The sequence below is a fragment of the Gordonia sp. NPDC003424 genome (assembly GCF_053588655.1).
Window position 1 is genome coordinate 225813 of record NZ_JBSFQJ010000006.1, and the last position, 15952, is coordinate 241764.

At 70.2% G+C, this 15952-nt stretch carries 15 protein-coding genes; 9 read left to right on the forward strand and 6 right to left on the reverse strand.

Translation table 11 applies throughout. The annotated features are described in order from the left end of the window. Window positions 1-3 precede the first annotated feature (3 nt). Genes tatC through ACWDTI_RS11705 form a run of 3 tightly spaced genes read left to right on the forward strand, consistent with a single transcriptional unit; the run spans window position 4 to window position 4874 of the window. On the forward strand, window positions 4-981 hold the full coding sequence (gene tatC, locus ACWDTI_RS11695) for a twin-arginine translocase subunit TatC (RefSeq protein ID WP_449738237.1): 978 nt from the start codon (window positions 4-6) through the stop codon (window positions 979-981). Continuing rightward, window positions 978-3800 carry a DEAD/DEAH box helicase gene (locus ACWDTI_RS11700; protein WP_449738238.1) on the forward strand — a complete coding sequence of 941 codons (2823 nt, stop codon included), beginning with the start codon at window positions 978-980 and terminating at the stop codon, window positions 3798-3800. The genes tatC and ACWDTI_RS11700 overlap by 4 nt, the downstream gene beginning before the upstream one ends. Before the next feature lie 57 nt (window positions 3801-3857). Then, window positions 3858-4874 carry a DUF4333 domain-containing protein gene (locus tag ACWDTI_RS11705; RefSeq protein WP_449738239.1) on the forward strand — a complete coding sequence of 339 codons (1017 nt, stop codon included), beginning with the start codon at window positions 3858-3860 and terminating at the stop codon, window positions 4872-4874. A 57-nt stretch (window positions 4875-4931) separates the two neighbouring features. Here ACWDTI_RS11705 and ACWDTI_RS11710 read toward each other — a convergent pair whose 3' ends face one another. Next, complete coding sequence (locus ACWDTI_RS11710) at window positions 4932-5882, reverse strand: 5'-3' exonuclease (protein WP_449738313.1); 951 nt, start codon at window positions 5880-5882, stop codon at window positions 4932-4934. 54 nt (window positions 5883-5936) lie between these two features. On the opposite strand from ACWDTI_RS11710, the gene ACWDTI_RS11715 reads away from it, so the two are divergent. Further along, window positions 5937-7049 carry a M24 family metallopeptidase gene (locus ACWDTI_RS11715; protein ID WP_449738240.1) on the forward strand — a complete coding sequence of 371 codons (1113 nt, stop codon included), beginning with the start codon at window positions 5937-5939 and terminating at the stop codon, window positions 7047-7049. An 18-nt stretch (window positions 7050-7067) separates the two neighbouring features. Here the strand turns inward: ACWDTI_RS11715 and ACWDTI_RS11720 are convergent, their stop codons facing one another. Next, entirely contained in the window at window positions 7068-7469 is a 402-nt protein-coding gene (locus ACWDTI_RS11720; protein WP_449738241.1) for a pyridoxamine 5'-phosphate oxidase family protein, read from the reverse strand. 37 nt (window positions 7470-7506) lie between these two features. Here ACWDTI_RS11720 and ACWDTI_RS11725 point away from each other — a divergent pair, with 37 nt between their 5' ends. Genes ACWDTI_RS11725 through ACWDTI_RS11740 form a run of 4 tightly spaced genes read left to right on the forward strand, consistent with a single transcriptional unit; the run spans window position 7507 to window position 11021 of the window. Beyond that, the gene (locus ACWDTI_RS11725; protein ID WP_449738314.1) at window positions 7507-8286 is read left to right on the forward strand and encodes an SDR family NAD(P)-dependent oxidoreductase; all 780 of its coding nucleotides are present in this window, start codon (window positions 7507-7509) and stop codon (window positions 8284-8286) included. Continuing rightward, the gene (gene cbiE / locus ACWDTI_RS11730; protein WP_449738242.1) at window positions 8283-9497 is read left to right on the forward strand and encodes a precorrin-6y C5,15-methyltransferase (decarboxylating) subunit CbiE; all 1215 of its coding nucleotides are present in this window, start codon (window positions 8283-8285) and stop codon (window positions 9495-9497) included. The genes ACWDTI_RS11725 and cbiE overlap by 4 nt, the downstream gene beginning before the upstream one ends. Beyond that, entirely contained in the window at window positions 9494-10282 is a 789-nt protein-coding gene (locus ACWDTI_RS11735; RefSeq protein WP_449738243.1) for a cobalt-precorrin-4/precorrin-4 C(11)-methyltransferase, read from the forward strand. The genes cbiE and ACWDTI_RS11735 overlap by 4 nt, the downstream gene beginning before the upstream one ends. Further along, window positions 10275-11021: a cobalt-precorrin-6A reductase gene (locus ACWDTI_RS11740; RefSeq protein ID WP_449738244.1), complete on the forward strand. Its 747-nt coding sequence runs from the start codon at window positions 10275-10277 to the stop codon at window positions 11019-11021. Before ACWDTI_RS11735 ends, ACWDTI_RS11740 begins: the two co-directional genes overlap by 8 nt. Before the next feature lie 7 nt (window positions 11022-11028). Here the strand turns inward: ACWDTI_RS11740 and ygiD are convergent, their stop codons facing one another. After that, complete coding sequence (gene ygiD, locus ACWDTI_RS11745; protein ID WP_449738315.1) at window positions 11029-11817, reverse strand: 4,5-DOPA-extradiol-dioxygenase; 789 nt, start codon at window positions 11815-11817, stop codon at window positions 11029-11031. 126 nt (window positions 11818-11943) lie between these two features. On the opposite strand from ygiD, the gene ACWDTI_RS11750 reads away from it, so the two are divergent. Further along, the gene (locus ACWDTI_RS11750; RefSeq protein WP_449738245.1) at window positions 11944-12468 is read left to right on the forward strand and encodes a MarR family winged helix-turn-helix transcriptional regulator; all 525 of its coding nucleotides are present in this window, start codon (window positions 11944-11946) and stop codon (window positions 12466-12468) included. Here ACWDTI_RS11750 and ACWDTI_RS11755 read toward each other — a convergent pair. The 3 genes from ACWDTI_RS11755 to cobG are packed head-to-tail and all read right to left on the reverse strand — an operon-like array spanning window position 12459 to window position 15766. Next, on the reverse strand, window positions 12459-13949 hold the full coding sequence (locus ACWDTI_RS11755; RefSeq protein ID WP_449738246.1) for a precorrin-2 C(20)-methyltransferase: 1491 nt from the start codon (window positions 13947-13949) through the stop codon (window positions 12459-12461). The two genes, ACWDTI_RS11750 and ACWDTI_RS11755, sit on opposite strands and share 10 nt — an antisense overlap. Before the next feature lie 23 nt (window positions 13950-13972). Further along, entirely contained in the window at window positions 13973-14596 is a 624-nt protein-coding gene (locus ACWDTI_RS11760) for a precorrin-8X methylmutase (protein ID WP_449738247.1), read from the reverse strand. 12 nt (window positions 14597-14608) lie between these two features. After that, complete coding sequence (gene cobG, locus ACWDTI_RS11765) at window positions 14609-15766, reverse strand: precorrin-3B synthase (protein WP_449738248.1); 1158 nt, start codon at window positions 15764-15766, stop codon at window positions 14609-14611. Window positions 15767-15952 lie beyond the last annotated feature (186 nt).

A 15952-nucleotide genomic window follows, 5' to 3' on the forward strand; every position in this document is an offset into this window, starting at 1 on the left:
TGAGTGCGCATTCCCTTCGACCCGAGAACCCGTAAACGCAAACTCAATCCCGACGGCACCATGTCGTTGGTCGAGCATCTGTACGAGTTGCGGACCCGCGTGGTGATCTCGCTGATCGCCGTCCTGGTGACCACCATCATCGGTTTCATGTGGTATTCGCACGGCTTCTTCGGCCTCGAGTCGCTCGGCGACATGCTCAAGGGTCCGTACTGTTCGCTACCGCCGGAGACCCGGGCGTCGCTGACCCCGGACGACGCGTGCCGGCTGCTGGCGACCGGACCGTTCGACCAGTTCATGCTGCGTCTGAAGGTGGCGCTGACCGCCGGGGTCGTGCTGGCATGTCCGATCTGGCTGTATCAGATCTGGCAGTTCATCACCCCCGGCCTGCTGGCCAACGAACGTCGGTACGCGATCGGGTTCGTGTCCGCGGCGAGCGTCCTGTTCGTCACCGGCGCGGTGCTCGCCTATCTCGTCGTCGCCAAGGCCTTCCACTTCCTGCTCACCGTCGGCAGTGACGTCCAGGTCACCGCGCTCGCGGGTGACCAGTACTTCAATTTCATGCTGCATCTGCTGGTGATCTTCGGCGTCAGCTTTGAGATGCCCCTGCTGATCATCGCGCTCAACCTGATCGGTGTGCTGAGCTACGAGCGGTTGAGGAAGTGGCGCCGGGGGCTCATCTTCACCATGTTCGTGTTCGCCGCCATCGTCACTCCCGGCTCCGATCCGTTCACCATGTCGGCGCTGGCCCTCGCACTGTCGGTGCTCCTTGAGTTCGCGATCCAGTTCGCGCGGATCACCGACAAGCGTCGCGCACGTACGCAACCCGACTGGATGTCGCTGCCCGATGACGAGGCGAGTCCGCTGTCGGGGAGCGCGGCGACACCCGGTGCCGCGTCGATCCCGCCGACCAGCCCGGTCACCACCTCCGGGCCGGTGCGGACCTCGGTCCGTGACCGCGACAGCTTCGACGACATCCTGTGAGCCACCTCGACGCCTTCACCGACCGGCTCGCGTTTCGCCTCGACGACTTTCAGCGGCAGGCGTGCGTCGCCCTCGAGGGCGGGCACGGGGTGTTGGTGTGCGCCCCGACCGGCGCGGGCAAGACGATCGTCGGTGAGTTCGCCGTACACCTGGCGCTGGCCGGCGGCACGAAATGCTTCTACACGACGCCGATCAAGGCGTTGTCGAACCAGAAGTACGCCGACCTCGCCGCGATTCACGGTGCCGACAACGTGGGACTGCTCACCGGGGACAACTCGATCAACTCCGGCGCACCGGTCGTGGTGATGACCACCGAGGTGGTCCGCAACATGATCTATGCGGAATCGCCTGCGCTGAAAGGTCTTTCGCACGTGGTGATGGACGAGGTGCACTTCCTCGCCGACCGCTTCCGCGGCGCGGTGTGGGAGGAGGTCATCCTGCACCTCGAACCGTCGGTGCGGGTGGTCAGCCTGTCGGCGACCGTCAGCAACGCCGAGGAGTTCGGCGACTGGATCCAGACCGTGCGCGGAGACACCACCGTCATCGTCGACGAACACCGGCCGGTGCCGCTCACCCAGCACATGCTGGTCGGGTCGCGCATGTTCGACCTCTTCGAACCGTCACACGACCGGTCCGGTCGCGCGCGGCCCGAGGTCAACCAGGAGCTCAAGCGCTACATCCGGCACCGGATGCTGATGGCCGACGACCGCGACGACCGCGGGCGCGATCCCCGGCGCCGTGGACGATCGGCCCCCGGTGGCGGCCGCCGCCGGACCGGGGCGCCCCGCCCGCCGTCGCGTCCCGAACTCGTCGGGCGCCTCGACCGCGAGGGACTGCTCCCGGCGATCGGCTTCATCTTCTCCCGCGCCGGATGCGACGGTGCGCTCGCGCAGTGCCTACGGTCGGGGCTGACCCTGCTCACCCCCGAGGACGCCGAGCGCGTGGACGCGGTGGTCGAACGCCATCTCGAAGACCTCTCGCCGGCCGACGAAGAGGTCCTCGGGGTGCCGGAGTGGCGGGCCGGGCTGCGGCGCGGATTCGCCGCCCACCACGCCGGGCTGCTGCCGACCTTCCGGCACGCCGTCGAGGAACTCTTCACCCAGGGCCTGGTGAAGGTGGTCTTCGCCACCGAAACCCTGGCGCTCGGCATCAACATGCCGGCCCGCACCGTCGTCCTGGAACGACTCATCAAGTACAACGGCGAGGCGCACGTCGAACTCACCGCCGGTGAATACACCCAGCTGACCGGCCGGGCGGGTCGTCGGGGCATCGACATCGAGGGCCACGCCGTCGTCGTCTGGACGCCCGAGGTCAACCCCGACGCGGTCGCCGGGCTGGCCGGCGCGCGCACCTTCCCGCTGCGCAGCTCGTTCGCGCCCGAGTACAACATGGCGGTCAACCTGATCGGACGGCTCGGCCTCGCCGGGTCGCGTGAACTGCTGAACCGGTCGTTCGCGCAGTTCCAGGCCGACCGGTCGGTGGTCGGGCAAGCCCGCAAGGTCGACGAGGCACGCCGCCGCCTGCGCAAACTCGACGTCGAACTCGCCGGGGCCGCCGAGAACCGGGGCCTCGACGCGGGCCTCGTCATCGACCACCTCGACGACGACGTCGATGCCGACACTGCCGATCCGTACGCCGGATTCCTCGGTTACGTGCAGCTACGCGAGGACATCCGGCGACGAGAACGCGATCTCAAGGCGCAGCGACGGTGGACCACCACCCAGTCGACCGTCGACGACCTCGCCGCCCTGAAACGCGGGAACGTGATCGGGCTGCACGGCGGCCGGCACCGCGGGCTCGCGGTGGTGCTCGAGCCCGCGACCCAGGCCGCCGACCCGAAACCGCTGGTGCTGTCGGAGGACGCCTGGTGCGGTCGGGTGGCGGTGCGCGACTTCGTCAATCCGCCCGAGGTGCTCGGGCACATGCGGTTGCCTAAGCACCTCGATCGGCGCACCGGCCGCGGACGCCGCGATCTCGCATCGGCGCTGCGGTCCACCGGCATCGAGCTGCCGAAGGGACGGTCGAAGAAGCGGGCCGAGGCCGCCGACGACAAAGAACTGAATCGGATGCGATCGGCCCTGCGCGCCCACCCGGCACACCGCCTCGGCGGTGACGACGAGTTGTTCCGGCTCTCCGAGCGGCGCAATCGGGTCGTCCGGGAGATCGTCTCCGCGGAACGGGTCATCGGGGAACGCACGTCGACACTGGGCGTCATGTTCGACCAGATCGTCGGGGTGCTCGACGACATGGGCTATCTCGACGTCACCGACACCGCGTCGGGCCGGCAGGCGACGGTCACCGAGGCGGGTCACCTGCTCAGCCGGATCTACAGCGAGAGCGACCTGCTCGTCGCGGAGTGCATCCGGGCGGGCACCTGGGACGGCCTCGCCCCACACGAGCTCGCCGCGGTCGTCGCGGCGATGGTCTTCGAGGCCCGGCGGGAGAGTTTCTCCGGCGCCGACGCGATGCCCGGCCACGCCGCCCTGCGCGGGGCGGTGTCCGACACGATCGGCATCTGGCGCGATCTCACCGCGGTGGAAGCCCGGCACCGCGTCTCGCCGACCCGCGAACCGGACACCGGATTCTCCGTGGCGGTCTCCCTGTGGGCGTCGGGCCGGTCGCTGACCGAGTCGCTGGCCGCGGCGGGGGAGCGAGGACAACTGCTGTCGCCGGGCGATTTCGTGCGCTGGAACCGCCAGGTGGTCGATCTGCTGGAACAGATCCGGCTCGGTGTCGGCAGCGACAGCCGTCTCGCCGACACCGCGCGTGCCGCGGTTGCGGCGATTCGACGCGGTGTCGTCGCCGTCGAGCTGGGCTGACCGTGAGGTAACCTTTGCTCGCGCCGGTGGCCGTCATCGGGGAATCGGGAGGGACTCATGAGCGAGCCGTACGATCCGTCGCAACCGGCCGGTGTGCCGCAGCCCGGCGCACCGGACGCCGCATCATCCGAGCCCGACACATCCGGGGACACCACGCGCGTCGTCCGTCACCCCGAGTCGTCCGACGACCCGACCCAGGTGGTCCGGCCGGGCGGAACGACACCGCCCGCACCGCCGACGGTCTCCGCGCCGGCGTCCGGATACGGGTCCCAGCCCCCATCCGGCGGTCCGCAGAACCCGCCGGGATACGGCCAACCTCCTCAGGGGTACGGCGAGCCGCCACAGGGTTACGGTCCGCCCGCCGGCTCCGGCCCGCAGGGATACGGCCAGCAGGGATACAGCCAGCAGGGTTACGGATCGCCGGGTTACGGCCCGCAGCGTGCCCCGGCGTATGGACAGCCTCCCCAGGGCTATGGGCAGGCTCCGCAGGGTTACGGGCAGCCTCCGCAGACATCGCCGGCCCCGGGCCCGCAGGGGACTCAGGGACCCCAGGAGTACGGGCAGTCGGTCCCGGGCTACGGCCAACCCACCGGCCAACCCACCGGCCAACCCACCGGCCAACCCACCCAGTACGGCGCCCCGCCGACCGGTCAACAGCCTTACGGCACCCAACAATTCGGGGCACAGCCGCCCTACGGTCAGTACGGCGGCGGCGACCAGTTCTCGTCGATGGCACCGTCGTCGGGCAACAACCGCACCCGGACCCTGCTCTACGCCGGCGGCGGACTCGCGGTGCTGATCGCGGCGATCGTGCTGATCACCGCCTTCGTCGCACCGGGATGGGCGCCCAAGAACCTGTCGCAGGACGCGGTACAGGACGGCGTGAAGAAGGTGCTCACCGAGGACTACCAGGCGACCGACGTCACCAACGTCAGCTGCCCGTCGGGACAACGGGTGAAGAAGGGCGCGACCTTCACCTGCACGGCGACCATCTCCGGTCAGCAGCAGTCGGTCACCGTGACGATCCTCGACGACGACGGCACCTACGAGGTGTCACGACCGACCGCGAGCTGACCGGGCGCCGAGCTGACCGGGCGCCTGGCCGACCCGTCCGGGCCGGGCCGCCGCGTCCTACGACCAGCGCAGCGCCTTCGCCAGCCGCGTCACCGACCCGCCGATCCCGAGTTCCTCGACGAGATCGGCGAGTCCCGAAGGGTCGACCGGTTGGGCGGGCAGCCGATCGTCGTCGGCGCTGTCGATCGTGTCGGCGTCGGTGCGCACCAGCACCACGGTGCGCGCGGCGTCGAGGTAATCGGCCGACGCCAGCAGCGACTTGCGACTGCGCGTCGCCACCGACGACCCGTCCTCGGCGGCCGCGGCCTCGAGCGCATCGAGGCTGCCGAACTCGCTGATCAGCTTCGCGGCGGTCTTCTCGCCGATCCCGGGGACGCCCGGCAACCCGTCCGACGGGTCACCGCGCAACATCGCCATCTCCGCATACGCCATCCCCGCCCGCTCCACCGGCACTGCGTACTTCTCGGCCACCTCGACCGGGCCCATCATCTCGGCCTTCGACAATCCGCGGCCCACGTAGAGCACCCGGACCGCAACCGGATCGTCGGCGACCACCTGCAAGAGGTCCCGGTCCCCGCTGACCACCACCACCGGGTCGGTGACCTCGCCGAACGCCAGCGTCCCGATGACGTCGTCGGCCTCGCAGCCCACGGCACCGGACGTGGCGATACCGGCGCAACGCAGCACGTCGAGGATCATGTCGACCTGCGGGGTCAGCGTGTCGGGCACCTCCTCGATGTCCACGTCGTCCCCGGCATCGCCGGTGTGCGGGGCCTCCTCGGCCACCCGGTGCGCCTTGTAGGACGGGATGAGGTCGGTGCGGAACGCCGGCCGCCAGTCCAGATCGAGGCACACGACGAGCCGGGTGGGTTGTTCACGGGTCACCAGCGCAGCGATCGTGTCGATGAACCCGCGGACCGCGTTCACCGGCCGGCCGTCCGGGGCGGTCATCTTCTCCGGCAGCGCGTAGAAGGAACGGAACCACAGACTCGCCCCGTCGAGGAGCATCAGCGAAGGTGCCATGGCACAACTCTGTCATCCCGCCCGCGTAGGCTGCGACACATGGCCTACCGGTTCTCCTCCGACGTCTACCGTGACCGCCTCGACAAGGCACGCACCCTGACCGCCGACGCCGGCCTCGATGCGCTGATCGTGTCGACCGGACCGGATCTGCGGTACCTCACCGGGTCGCGCGCCGACACCTTCGAACGTCTCACCGCGCTGGTCATCCCGGCCGACGCCGCCCCGCGACTCGTCGTCGCCCGCCTCGAACTCGCCTCCGTGCGAGACTCCGCGATCGACGACCTGGGTGTCGAGGTGTCCGCCTGGGTGGATGGCGCGAACCCCTACGCACTGGCTCTGTCCGGCCTGCCCGCGCCCGCGCGGCTCGCGGTCTGCGACACCATGCCCGCGCTGCATGTCGTGCCGATCGCCGAACAGACCGGCGCCACTCCCGCCCTGGCCACCGCGGTGCTGCGAGAACTGCGAATGATCAAGGACGACAGCGAAATCGACGTGCTGCGGCAGGCCGGTGCGGCGATCGACCGGGTGCACGCACGGATGGGCGAGTTCCTGCGTCCGGGCCGCACCGAGCGGGAGGTGGCCGACGACATCCGCACCGCGATCGTCGAGGAAGGCCACACGGGCGCGGAGTTCATCATCGTCGGTTCCGGCCCGCACGGCGCCGACCCGCACCACGAGTTCTCCGACCGTCTCATCGAACCCGACGACATCGTCGTCATCGACATCGGCGGTCCGGTCGATCCCGGCTACAACTCTGATTCCACCCGCACCTACTGTTTCGCCGCACCGCCCGCCGACGTCGCGGACGGATACGCGGCGCTGCAGTCCGCCCAGCGGGCCGCCGTCGACGCGGTGCGTCCCGGTGTCTCCGCCGAGAGTGTGGACGCGGTGGCGCGAGATCTGTTGCGCGAGCACGGCCTGGCCGACCGGTTCATCCACCGCACCGGTCACGGGATCGGACTCTCGGTTCACGAGGAGCCTTACATCGTCAGCGGCAATTCGATCCCGCTGCGGCCCGGCATGGCTTTCAGCATCGAACCGGGCGTCTACTTCGACGGCCGGTGGGGTGCCCGCATCGAGGACATCGTCGTGGTCACCGACGACGGCTGCGAGTCGATGAACACCCGCCCCCACGACCTCGTCGTGCTGTAACGCGTCGGCGCCCGGCGGTCACCTCAGGAGGGTGGCCGACCCGAGCACCCGCGCGATCTCGATCTCGATCACCACTCGACGCGGATTGGGCCGCGGCTCACGGTAGCGACCGGCATATCGGCGCTCGGCGTCGATCACCCGCTCGGGCTCCCGACGGATCACCGCCGGACCCTCCAGCGTGAGCCAGCGGGGTCCGTCGACGTGCGTCACCGCCGCATACCCGCCGCGTTCGACGTTGCGCACCTTCTGGTTCCCGTCCGACGTGATCACCCGCGCCACGCCCGCCTCGGCGTCGAAGGTGAACCCGACGGCCACCACATGCGGGGTACCGTCGGCCCGCGTGGTCGCCAGCGTGGCGAGATGGCGTTCGGCCAGGAAATCGGTTGCGGCACGACCGAGATCGGCGACGGTACGGCTCATGCCCACCACGGTAGCGGGCAGTGCGATACTGCTGGGCATGGCACATGGCGAACCCAAGGACCCGTCGACCGGGGCCATCGTGGTGTTCGGGGGACGCAGCGAGATCGGCGTGCGACTCGCCACCCGTCTCGCCGCCGGCCGGGAGGTGATCCTCGCCGCCCGCCGGCCCGACGACCTGGCCGCCGAGACCGCCGAACTGCGTGGCGCCGGCGCCGACGCGGTGCACACCGTCGCATTCGACTCCGACGACACCGACACCCACCCCGCGCTCATCGACTCGCTGATCGCCGACCATGGCCCCATCGGCGTCGCGATCATCGCCTTCGGCATCCTCGGCGACGCCGCGCGCGCCGAAACCGACGTCACCCACGCCCTGCAGATCGCCCACACCGACTACTACGCACAGATCAGTGTGCTCACCCCGCTCGCCGTCGCGCTCCGCAAACAGGGGTCCGGCACCATCATCGTGTTCTCCTCGGTGGCCGGTGTCCGGGTCCGACGCGCCAACTATGTCTACGGCTCCACCAAGGCCGGCCTCGACGGCTTCGCCAGCGGACTCGCGGATGCATTGCACGGCAGCGGAGTTCGCCTGTTGCTCGCCCGTCCCGGATTCGTCATCGGCGCCATGACCGCCGACCTGATGGCCGCCGGCACCAAGCCGGCGCCGTTCTCGGTCGACGCCGACCGCGTCGCCGACGACGTCGCCCGCGCCTATCGCCGCGGCAAGGACGAGGTGTGGATCCCGGGCATCCTGCGGCCGATGTTCTTCGCGATGCGTCTGCTGCCCCGGGCGATCTGGCGTCGGCTGCCCCGATGAGCGCGCAACCGGACAGCCCCGCAACATGTTTCGTCGTCATCGGGATCGGCGCAGACGGTTGGGGCGGCCTCTCGGAGCGGGCCAGATCGCAGCTGCGGGGGGCCGAGGTGGTCTACGGGTCGCGTCGGCAGCTGGATCTGCTCGAACCGCTCGACGCGACCCTGATCGGTTGGCATTCGCCGATGTCGACGCATCTGGCGTCGGTCCTCTCGTCGTCGGAGCATCCGACCGTGCACGTCCTGGCCAGCGGCGATCCGATGTTCCACGGCATCGGCACGAGCATCGTCCGGGAACTCGGGGCGCAACGGGTGACGGTGATCCCGGCGAGTTCGAGCGTCAGCCTGGCGTGTGCCCACCTGGGCTGGGATCTGACCTCGACCCGGGTGGTCAGCGCGGTCACCGGGCACATCTGTTCGCTGGCGACCGAACTCACCGACGGCCGTCGCATCATCGTGCTCAGTCGCAGCGCCGAGACCGCGGCCGAGGCGACCGACGTCCTCAATCGGCACGGCTACGGCTGGTCGTCGGTGACGGTGCTCGAACAGCTCGGCGGGCCACGTGAACGGGAGGTGACCGGCCTCGCCCGGTCCTGGCGACCCGTCCGCCACGACCCGCTCAACCTCGTCGCGATCGAGTGCGTCGGCCCGCACCGGAGCATCCTGCCGGGCCTCGCCGACGACGAGTACGACCACGACGGGCAGATCACCAAATCGGCCTTCCGTGCGCTGACCGTCACCGCCTTGCGGCCGGGCGGACGACAACTGTTGTGGGACATCGGTTCCGGATCGGGGAGTGTCGCGATCGAATGGCTTCGCGTCGACGCGGCCGGCCACTGTGTCGCCTTCGAGAAGGATCCGGCGCGGGCTGCGCGCATCGTCGCCAATGCCCACCGCCACGGCGTGTGCGACTCCCTCACCGTGCGCGGTGCGGTGCCCGACGAACTCGCCGGGGCACCCGACCCCGACGCCGTCTTCATCGGCGGCGGCCTCGACGAACCGGTGCTGCAGACCGCGTGGACCGCATTGCTCGACGGCGGCCGACTCGTCGCCAATGCGGTCACGCTGGAAACGCAGGAGATCCTCGCGCGGTGGCACCGCGCCCGCGGTGGAACGCTGCGGCGGATCGCCATCGAGACCGCCGAACCACTCGGCTCGATGACCACGTGGCGTCCGTCGCTGCCGATCGTCCAGTGGGTGGTGGACAAGTCGTGACCGTCTACGTCATCGGCGCCGGACCCGGTGCCGCAGACCTGATCACCCTGCGCGGCGCGGAGATCCTCGGCCGCTGCCGCACGTGCCTGTACGCCGGATCGCTGGTGCCGCCCGAGCTGCTCGACCGCTGTCCCGACGACGCCGTCCTGATCGACACCGCGCGCATGCCCTTACCCGAGATCGTCGAACACATCGTCGTCGCCGACGCCGCCGGACACGATGTGGCCCGGCTGCATTCGGGGGATCCGTCCCTGTACTCGGCGATGGCCGAGCAGCGCCGCGAACTCACCGAACGCGGCATCGACGTCGAGGTCGTCCCCGGCGTGCCCGCCTTCGCGGCGGCCGCCGCCGCGCTGGACACCGAGCTTACCGTGCCGGGCGTCGGCCAGAGCCTGCTCGTCACGCGGGTATCCACCTTGTCCACCGACATGCCGACCGGCGAGAGCCTCGCCGAGCTCGCGGCGACCGGCGTCACGATGGCCCTGCACCTCGCGGCCCATCGCGCCGACGAGATCGTCGACGCACTCACACCGCACTACGGCCCCGACTGCCCAACGGCGACAGTGGCATTCGCCAGTCGGGCCAACGAACGGATCGTCCGGTGCCCGCTGCATGAGCTGCCGGCAGCGCTGGCCGGCGCCGGCATCCGCAAGACGGCGGTGATCTTCGTCGGGCGGGTCCTCGACGCCGCATCGCATCCCGCCGTCACCGACAGCTACCTGTACTCACACGCCCGGATGACCAAGCTGCGCACCGACTCCCAGGAATCCGAGACCGATGGGTGAACCGCCCGTCCTGATACTCGGCGGCACCGCGGAGGCCCGCGACCTCGCCGCCCGACTGCACGACGGCGGACCCCGGGCCATCAGTTCCCTCGCCGGTCGCGTCGCGCAGCCGCGACTTCCGGTGGGGGAGGTGCGGATCGGCGGGTTCGGGGGTGTGGACGGTCTGCGCGCCTGGGTGATCGAGCAGGACGTGGCCGCCATCGTCGACGCCACCCACCCGTTCGCGGCGACCATCACCGCCACCGCCGCCACGGTCGCCCGAGACCTGGGAATACCCCTGCTGCGGTTGGCCCGGCCGGCCTGGACCCCCGGGCCCGATGACCACTGGATCACCGTGCCGGACATGACATCCGCCGCGTCCGCCGTGGTCGCCGAGCACGCCGGCCGGGTCTTCCTCACCACCGGGCGTCAGGATGTCGGCGTCTTCGCGGGCATCGACGACGTGTGGTTCCTCATCCGGGTCGTCGACCCGCCGACCGCCGATCTGCCCCGGCAGCATCGGGTGCTTCGTTCGCGCGGCCCCTACGGCCTCGAGGATGAGCGAAAGATCATGCAGGACAATCAGATCGACCTGCTCGTCACCAAGAACAGCGGCGGCGAACTCACCCGCGCCAAACTGGTGGTCGCCGCCGAACTCGGTGTGGGCGTCGTGATGGTGCAGCGGCCCGCGCAACCGCAGACCGGCACCACGGTCACCGCCGTCGCCGACGCCGTCGAGTGGGTGCGACGCCGGCGATGACGGTGTGTCAGGCGGCGACGTCGCCCACGGTGTACGACGTCATCGACAGCGAACCGTACGAGCAGCCGTCGACGAGAACCCCGGGTTCCTCCGGGGCATCGGCGGACGCCGCCGCGAGCATCCCCGCGAGGTAGACCGAGGGCAGGAAATGATCCGGTGTCGGAACGGCTTTCGCGTAGTCGGGGTGCTCCGCTAGGGCGGCATAATCGGCGGGATTGTCGAGCATCGCGGTCCGCGCGGCATCGTCGAACCGCTGCGCCCATGCATAGCCGGAGTCCGGCCGGGAGAAGTCGACGGCGCGGAGATTGTGGACGATGTTGCCGCTGCCCACGATGAGCACCCCCGATTCGCGCAGCGGCGCGAGGCGTGCGCCCAGATCGAAGTGATACCCGAGGTCACGCTCGCCGTTGATGCTCAGCTGCACCACCGGGATGTCGGCGTCCGGGAACGCGTGCGCCAGCACCGACCACGCACCGTGATCGATGCCCCAGCTGTCGAGGTCGCTGCCCAGCCACGTCGGTTTGACGGTTTCGGCGACCTCGTCGGCCAGCTCCGGCAATCCCGGTGCGGGATAGTCGAATTCGAACAGCTCGCGCGGAAACCCGTAGAAGTCGTGGATGGTTCGCGGAGTGGCCATCGCGGTGACCGCGGTGGCGTTGATGTACCAGTGCGCGCTGATCATCAGGATCGCGCGAGGGCGGGGAACCGATCGGCCGAACCGCTCCCACGCCCGGGTGTACTCGTTGCGCTCGAGCGCGTTCATCGGGCTGCCGTGTCCGATGAACGCCATCGGCATCACGGTGGGGGAGGTCTGGTTGTCCATCGCGGGTCCTTCGCTTCCACTGATGTGGATGAATCTTCATGTTCCTGTCGATCGTAGAACGCCCTACATGAAAGTTCAAGTAGTTGTTACCATGGCCCGGTGGCGCTGACTCCCGACCAAGAGCGGGCCTTCCGTGGACTGCTCACCATCTCGATGCTGCTCGACGACGCCCTCGACACCCAACTTCGCCGGGACAGCGGGCTGACCCATTCCCAGTACATCGTCCTGTTCCGGCTGTCGGAGGCCCCCGAGCGGACGCTGGGCATGCGGCGGTTGGCGGTCCTGGCCCACGCGGAGCAGAGTCGGTTGTCACACGCGGTGACGGCGATGGAACGGCGCGGGTGGGTGCGCCGCGTGCGCTCTGGAGATACCGGTGATCGCCGCGCGGTGTCGGTCACCCTCACCGAGGAGGGCATGGACATCGTGCGCGCCGCGGCGCCATGTCACGCCGACGAGGCCGATCGGCTGATCTTCACGGCGCTCGACGCCGCCCGGCTCGCCGGCCTGAACGCGATGATCGACCGGGTGCTGCCCCACCTGGCCGAACTCGGACTCGAACTCCCCACGCCGCGCGAGGACCCGATGCTGTGGGCGGGCCGGGCCGGGCGGCTCGTTCAGCCCTGATGCCGGCGCGGCGTGTAGACCAGGTCGCCACCCGCCCGCGACACCGCCATCGTCGACGACGACCCGATGATGAGCAGCGTCCGCATGTCCACCGTCGCCGGGTCCAGTGCGCCGAGGGTCGTGGTGGTCAGCCGCTGATCGGGCCCACCCACGTCACGACCCACCACCACCACTCGGTCGGGTGAAACTGTTTCCAGCAGAAGCTCTTTGAGCGCACCCACCTGCCATGACCGGCTCGCCGACCCGGGGTTGTAGATCGCCACCACCAGATCGGCGGCCACCGCGTGTCGGATGCGCTCGGCGATCACCTCCCACGGCTTGAGCCGATCCGACAGTGAGATCACCGCGAAGTCGTGGCCGAGGGGCGCTCCCACCGCGGCCGCGACCGCACTCGCCGCGGTCACCCCGGGCACCACCCGGACCGCGACGTCGCACCAGCGCGGTTCGGCGGCCACCTCGGCCACCGCGGACGCCATCGCGAACACCCCCGGGTCACCCGAGGACACCACCGCCACCCGTCCACCCCGGGACGCCAGATCGAGCGCGAACTCGGCGCGCTCGGACTCCACGCGGTTGTCGCTGGCATGCACCCGCTGCCCAGGCCGTGGCGTGACCCGCGCGAGGTAGGTCTTGTAGCCGACGAGATCGGTCGCCCGCGCGAGTTCGGCCGACACCGCCGGCGTGGTCTGATCGTCGGCGCCCGGACCGAGCCCGACCACGACGACCTCTCCGGCGGACCGCTCCGCGGACGCGAACCGCGGATTGTTGCGGCGCCCCGGCACCACGATCATCGAGAAGTACGGCACCTCGTCCGGTGTCACATCGGCCACGGGCAGCACCCGTTGCGCCGACGTCGATGCCCGCTCGACGTAGAACGCCTCGTCCGCGCGCCCGGCCGCGACGAGGGCGTCGCGAACCCGGGTGAACGTCCGGCCGAGTTTGAGCACCGCGATGGCATCGGCGGTGCGGAACCGGGTGACCAGTTCGGTGGCCGGCAGGGTGCCGGGCACCACCGTGAGGGTTTCGTCGCCCTCGACCAGCGGGATCCCCACCGCCGCCGACGACGCGCTGACCGACGTCACGCCGGGGATGATCTCCGCGTCGAACTCACCCGCCAGGCGCTTGTGCATGTGCATGTACGAGCTGAAGAACAGCGGATCCCCTTCGGCCAGCAGTGCGACGTCGCGGCCCGCGCGCAGGTGTTCGGCCAGTCGCTGTGCACTCTCGGCGTAGAAATCGTCGAGCGCACCCTGGTAGCCGCCGGGGTGATCGGTGGTCTCGGTGGTCACCGGGTACATCAGTCGCTCTTCGAGCTGTCCGTCCACGAGATACGGCTCGGCCACCCCGCGCGCGATGCTGTTGCCATGGCGGGCACAGTGATACGCGATCACCTGGGATGACGAGATCACCCGCGCCGCCTTCACCGTGACCAGTTCACTGTCGCCGGGTCCCAGACCGACACCCCAGAGCTTGCCCGCCATGCCCACCTCTCCGTGCTCGGCGCTCACTCGACCGGACTCGCCAGCGCATTGACCGCGGCCGCCGTGATCGCCGACCCGCCCCGGCGACCGAGCACCGTGATGAACTCCAGATCGTCCCGATCGGCCAGTGCCGCACACGATTCCGCCGCACCCACGAATCCGACGGGCGCGCCCACCACCGCCGCCGGGCGGGGCCCGCCGTCGTCGATCATGTCCAGCAGCGCGAACAACGCGGTCGGCGCGTTGCCGATCGCGACGACCGCGCCATCGAGGCGGGGACGCCAGAACTCCAGTGCCGCAGCCGTTCTCGTGGTGCCCAGACGCTCGGCGACGTCCGGTAGAGACGGCTCACCGAGATAACACAGCACCTCGTTGTCCGCCGGCAGCCGGCGGCGGGTGATACCGGAGGCGACCATCGAGGCGTCGCACAGGATCGGGGCCCCGCCGGCCAGAGCGGTCCGGGCCGCACCCACCACCCCGGGCGTGGCGACCACATCGTCGGTGAGATCGGTCTGACCGCACGCATGGATCATCCGCACCACGACGGTGGCCACATCCGCGTCGAACGCGGTGAGGTCGGACTCGGCCCGGATCGTCGCGAACGACTGACGGTAGATGGCAGCGCCGTCGCGCAGGTATTCGGTCATGATCCGCTGAGCCTATCGGCGTTCGGCGTGGTAACCGCCGTCGGGATCGGCCACGACCCGCGTGTGTGGCCCGGCGGGGGAGCCGCATCCCCGGTCACATCCCACCCAGTGCTCACGCTCGCCGACGGCGGCACCTTCGGCGACGTGCCGCACCAGATCGTCGCGGACGGGTGCGTGTGCCTTCGCACATCCGGGGGCGCCCACACAGGCGGTTGCCCGCACCCATGGCGAGTTCGCGTCGAAGATCAGCCCCATCGGTGCCAGGACCCGGACCACAGTCTCGGCGACGTCTTCGCCGAGATCGCCGAGCAGGATCTCGCGGTCGGGAGTGACGATGATCGGCGCACCCACCGCGGCGACGAACTCGGCCAGTCGCGCCGGCAGCCGGCCGAGCTCGACGACGGCGCCGAGGAGCACCTGGCCGTCGTCCTGGTCGAACCAGCCCACGATCGGTCCCGCCGGATCGGGCACCGCGCCACCGATGACCTGCCCCAGACCGGCACGTATCCGCAGGTCCAGATCCCCGCGCCGGGCGTCGTCGAGATCCCTCACGCGCCACGCGTCGGTCGCGGTCTCGACGAACGCCTTCGCCGCCCCGATCAGTGCCGCAGCGATCGCGTCGACACCACGTGCGGAGCCGAGCGGTGCCCCGTCCAGGACGATGTCCGCGCGCAGCCCGTCGGCATCCGGCTCGTGCGCCACCGCGCACACGTCGGGCTCGCGCCGCAGCACGTCGCCGCGACCGTCGTCGATGCCGAACAGAAAGCGCCCGGACAGTGCGGTGATCGCCTCGTCGGCGCGCAGCAATTCGTCGAGCCGGTCGGCGAGCCCCCAGACGTCGGCAACCCCGCCGATCCGCCCGGTCAACGGGCTGACCTCGATGTTGCGCACCATGTCGTGCGCCGAGCTGGGCGCCAGGCCGGCGTCGATGACGACGGCCGCCACGGCTTCGACGTCGGTGATGCCGCGCAGCTGCAGATTGCCGCGCGCAGTGAGTTCGAGGAAGCCGTCGCCGACCGAGTCGGCCGCCTGCGCCAGCGCTTCGAGCTGACCGGGCCGGATGCGACCGCCGGGCAACCGAATCCGGGCGACCGCACCGTCGGCCGCGGCGTGCGTCGTGAACACGCCGGGGCAGTGATCGGCAGACGAGTGCGGGGAGGGCTGGTCCACAAAGCCAGCCTACGACGCCCGGACGATAGGGTGGGTGGGCCGAGAGCAGCGGAACCCGGTGAGAGTCCGGGCGGTCGCGCCCCGGCGCTGGGAGCGGAGCGAGCGGGGCGCCTGCCACTGCGAGAGTCAGACCTGCGTTCACGGCGTGACGATTGGCCGTACCGACACAACCGGGCGCGAGACCCG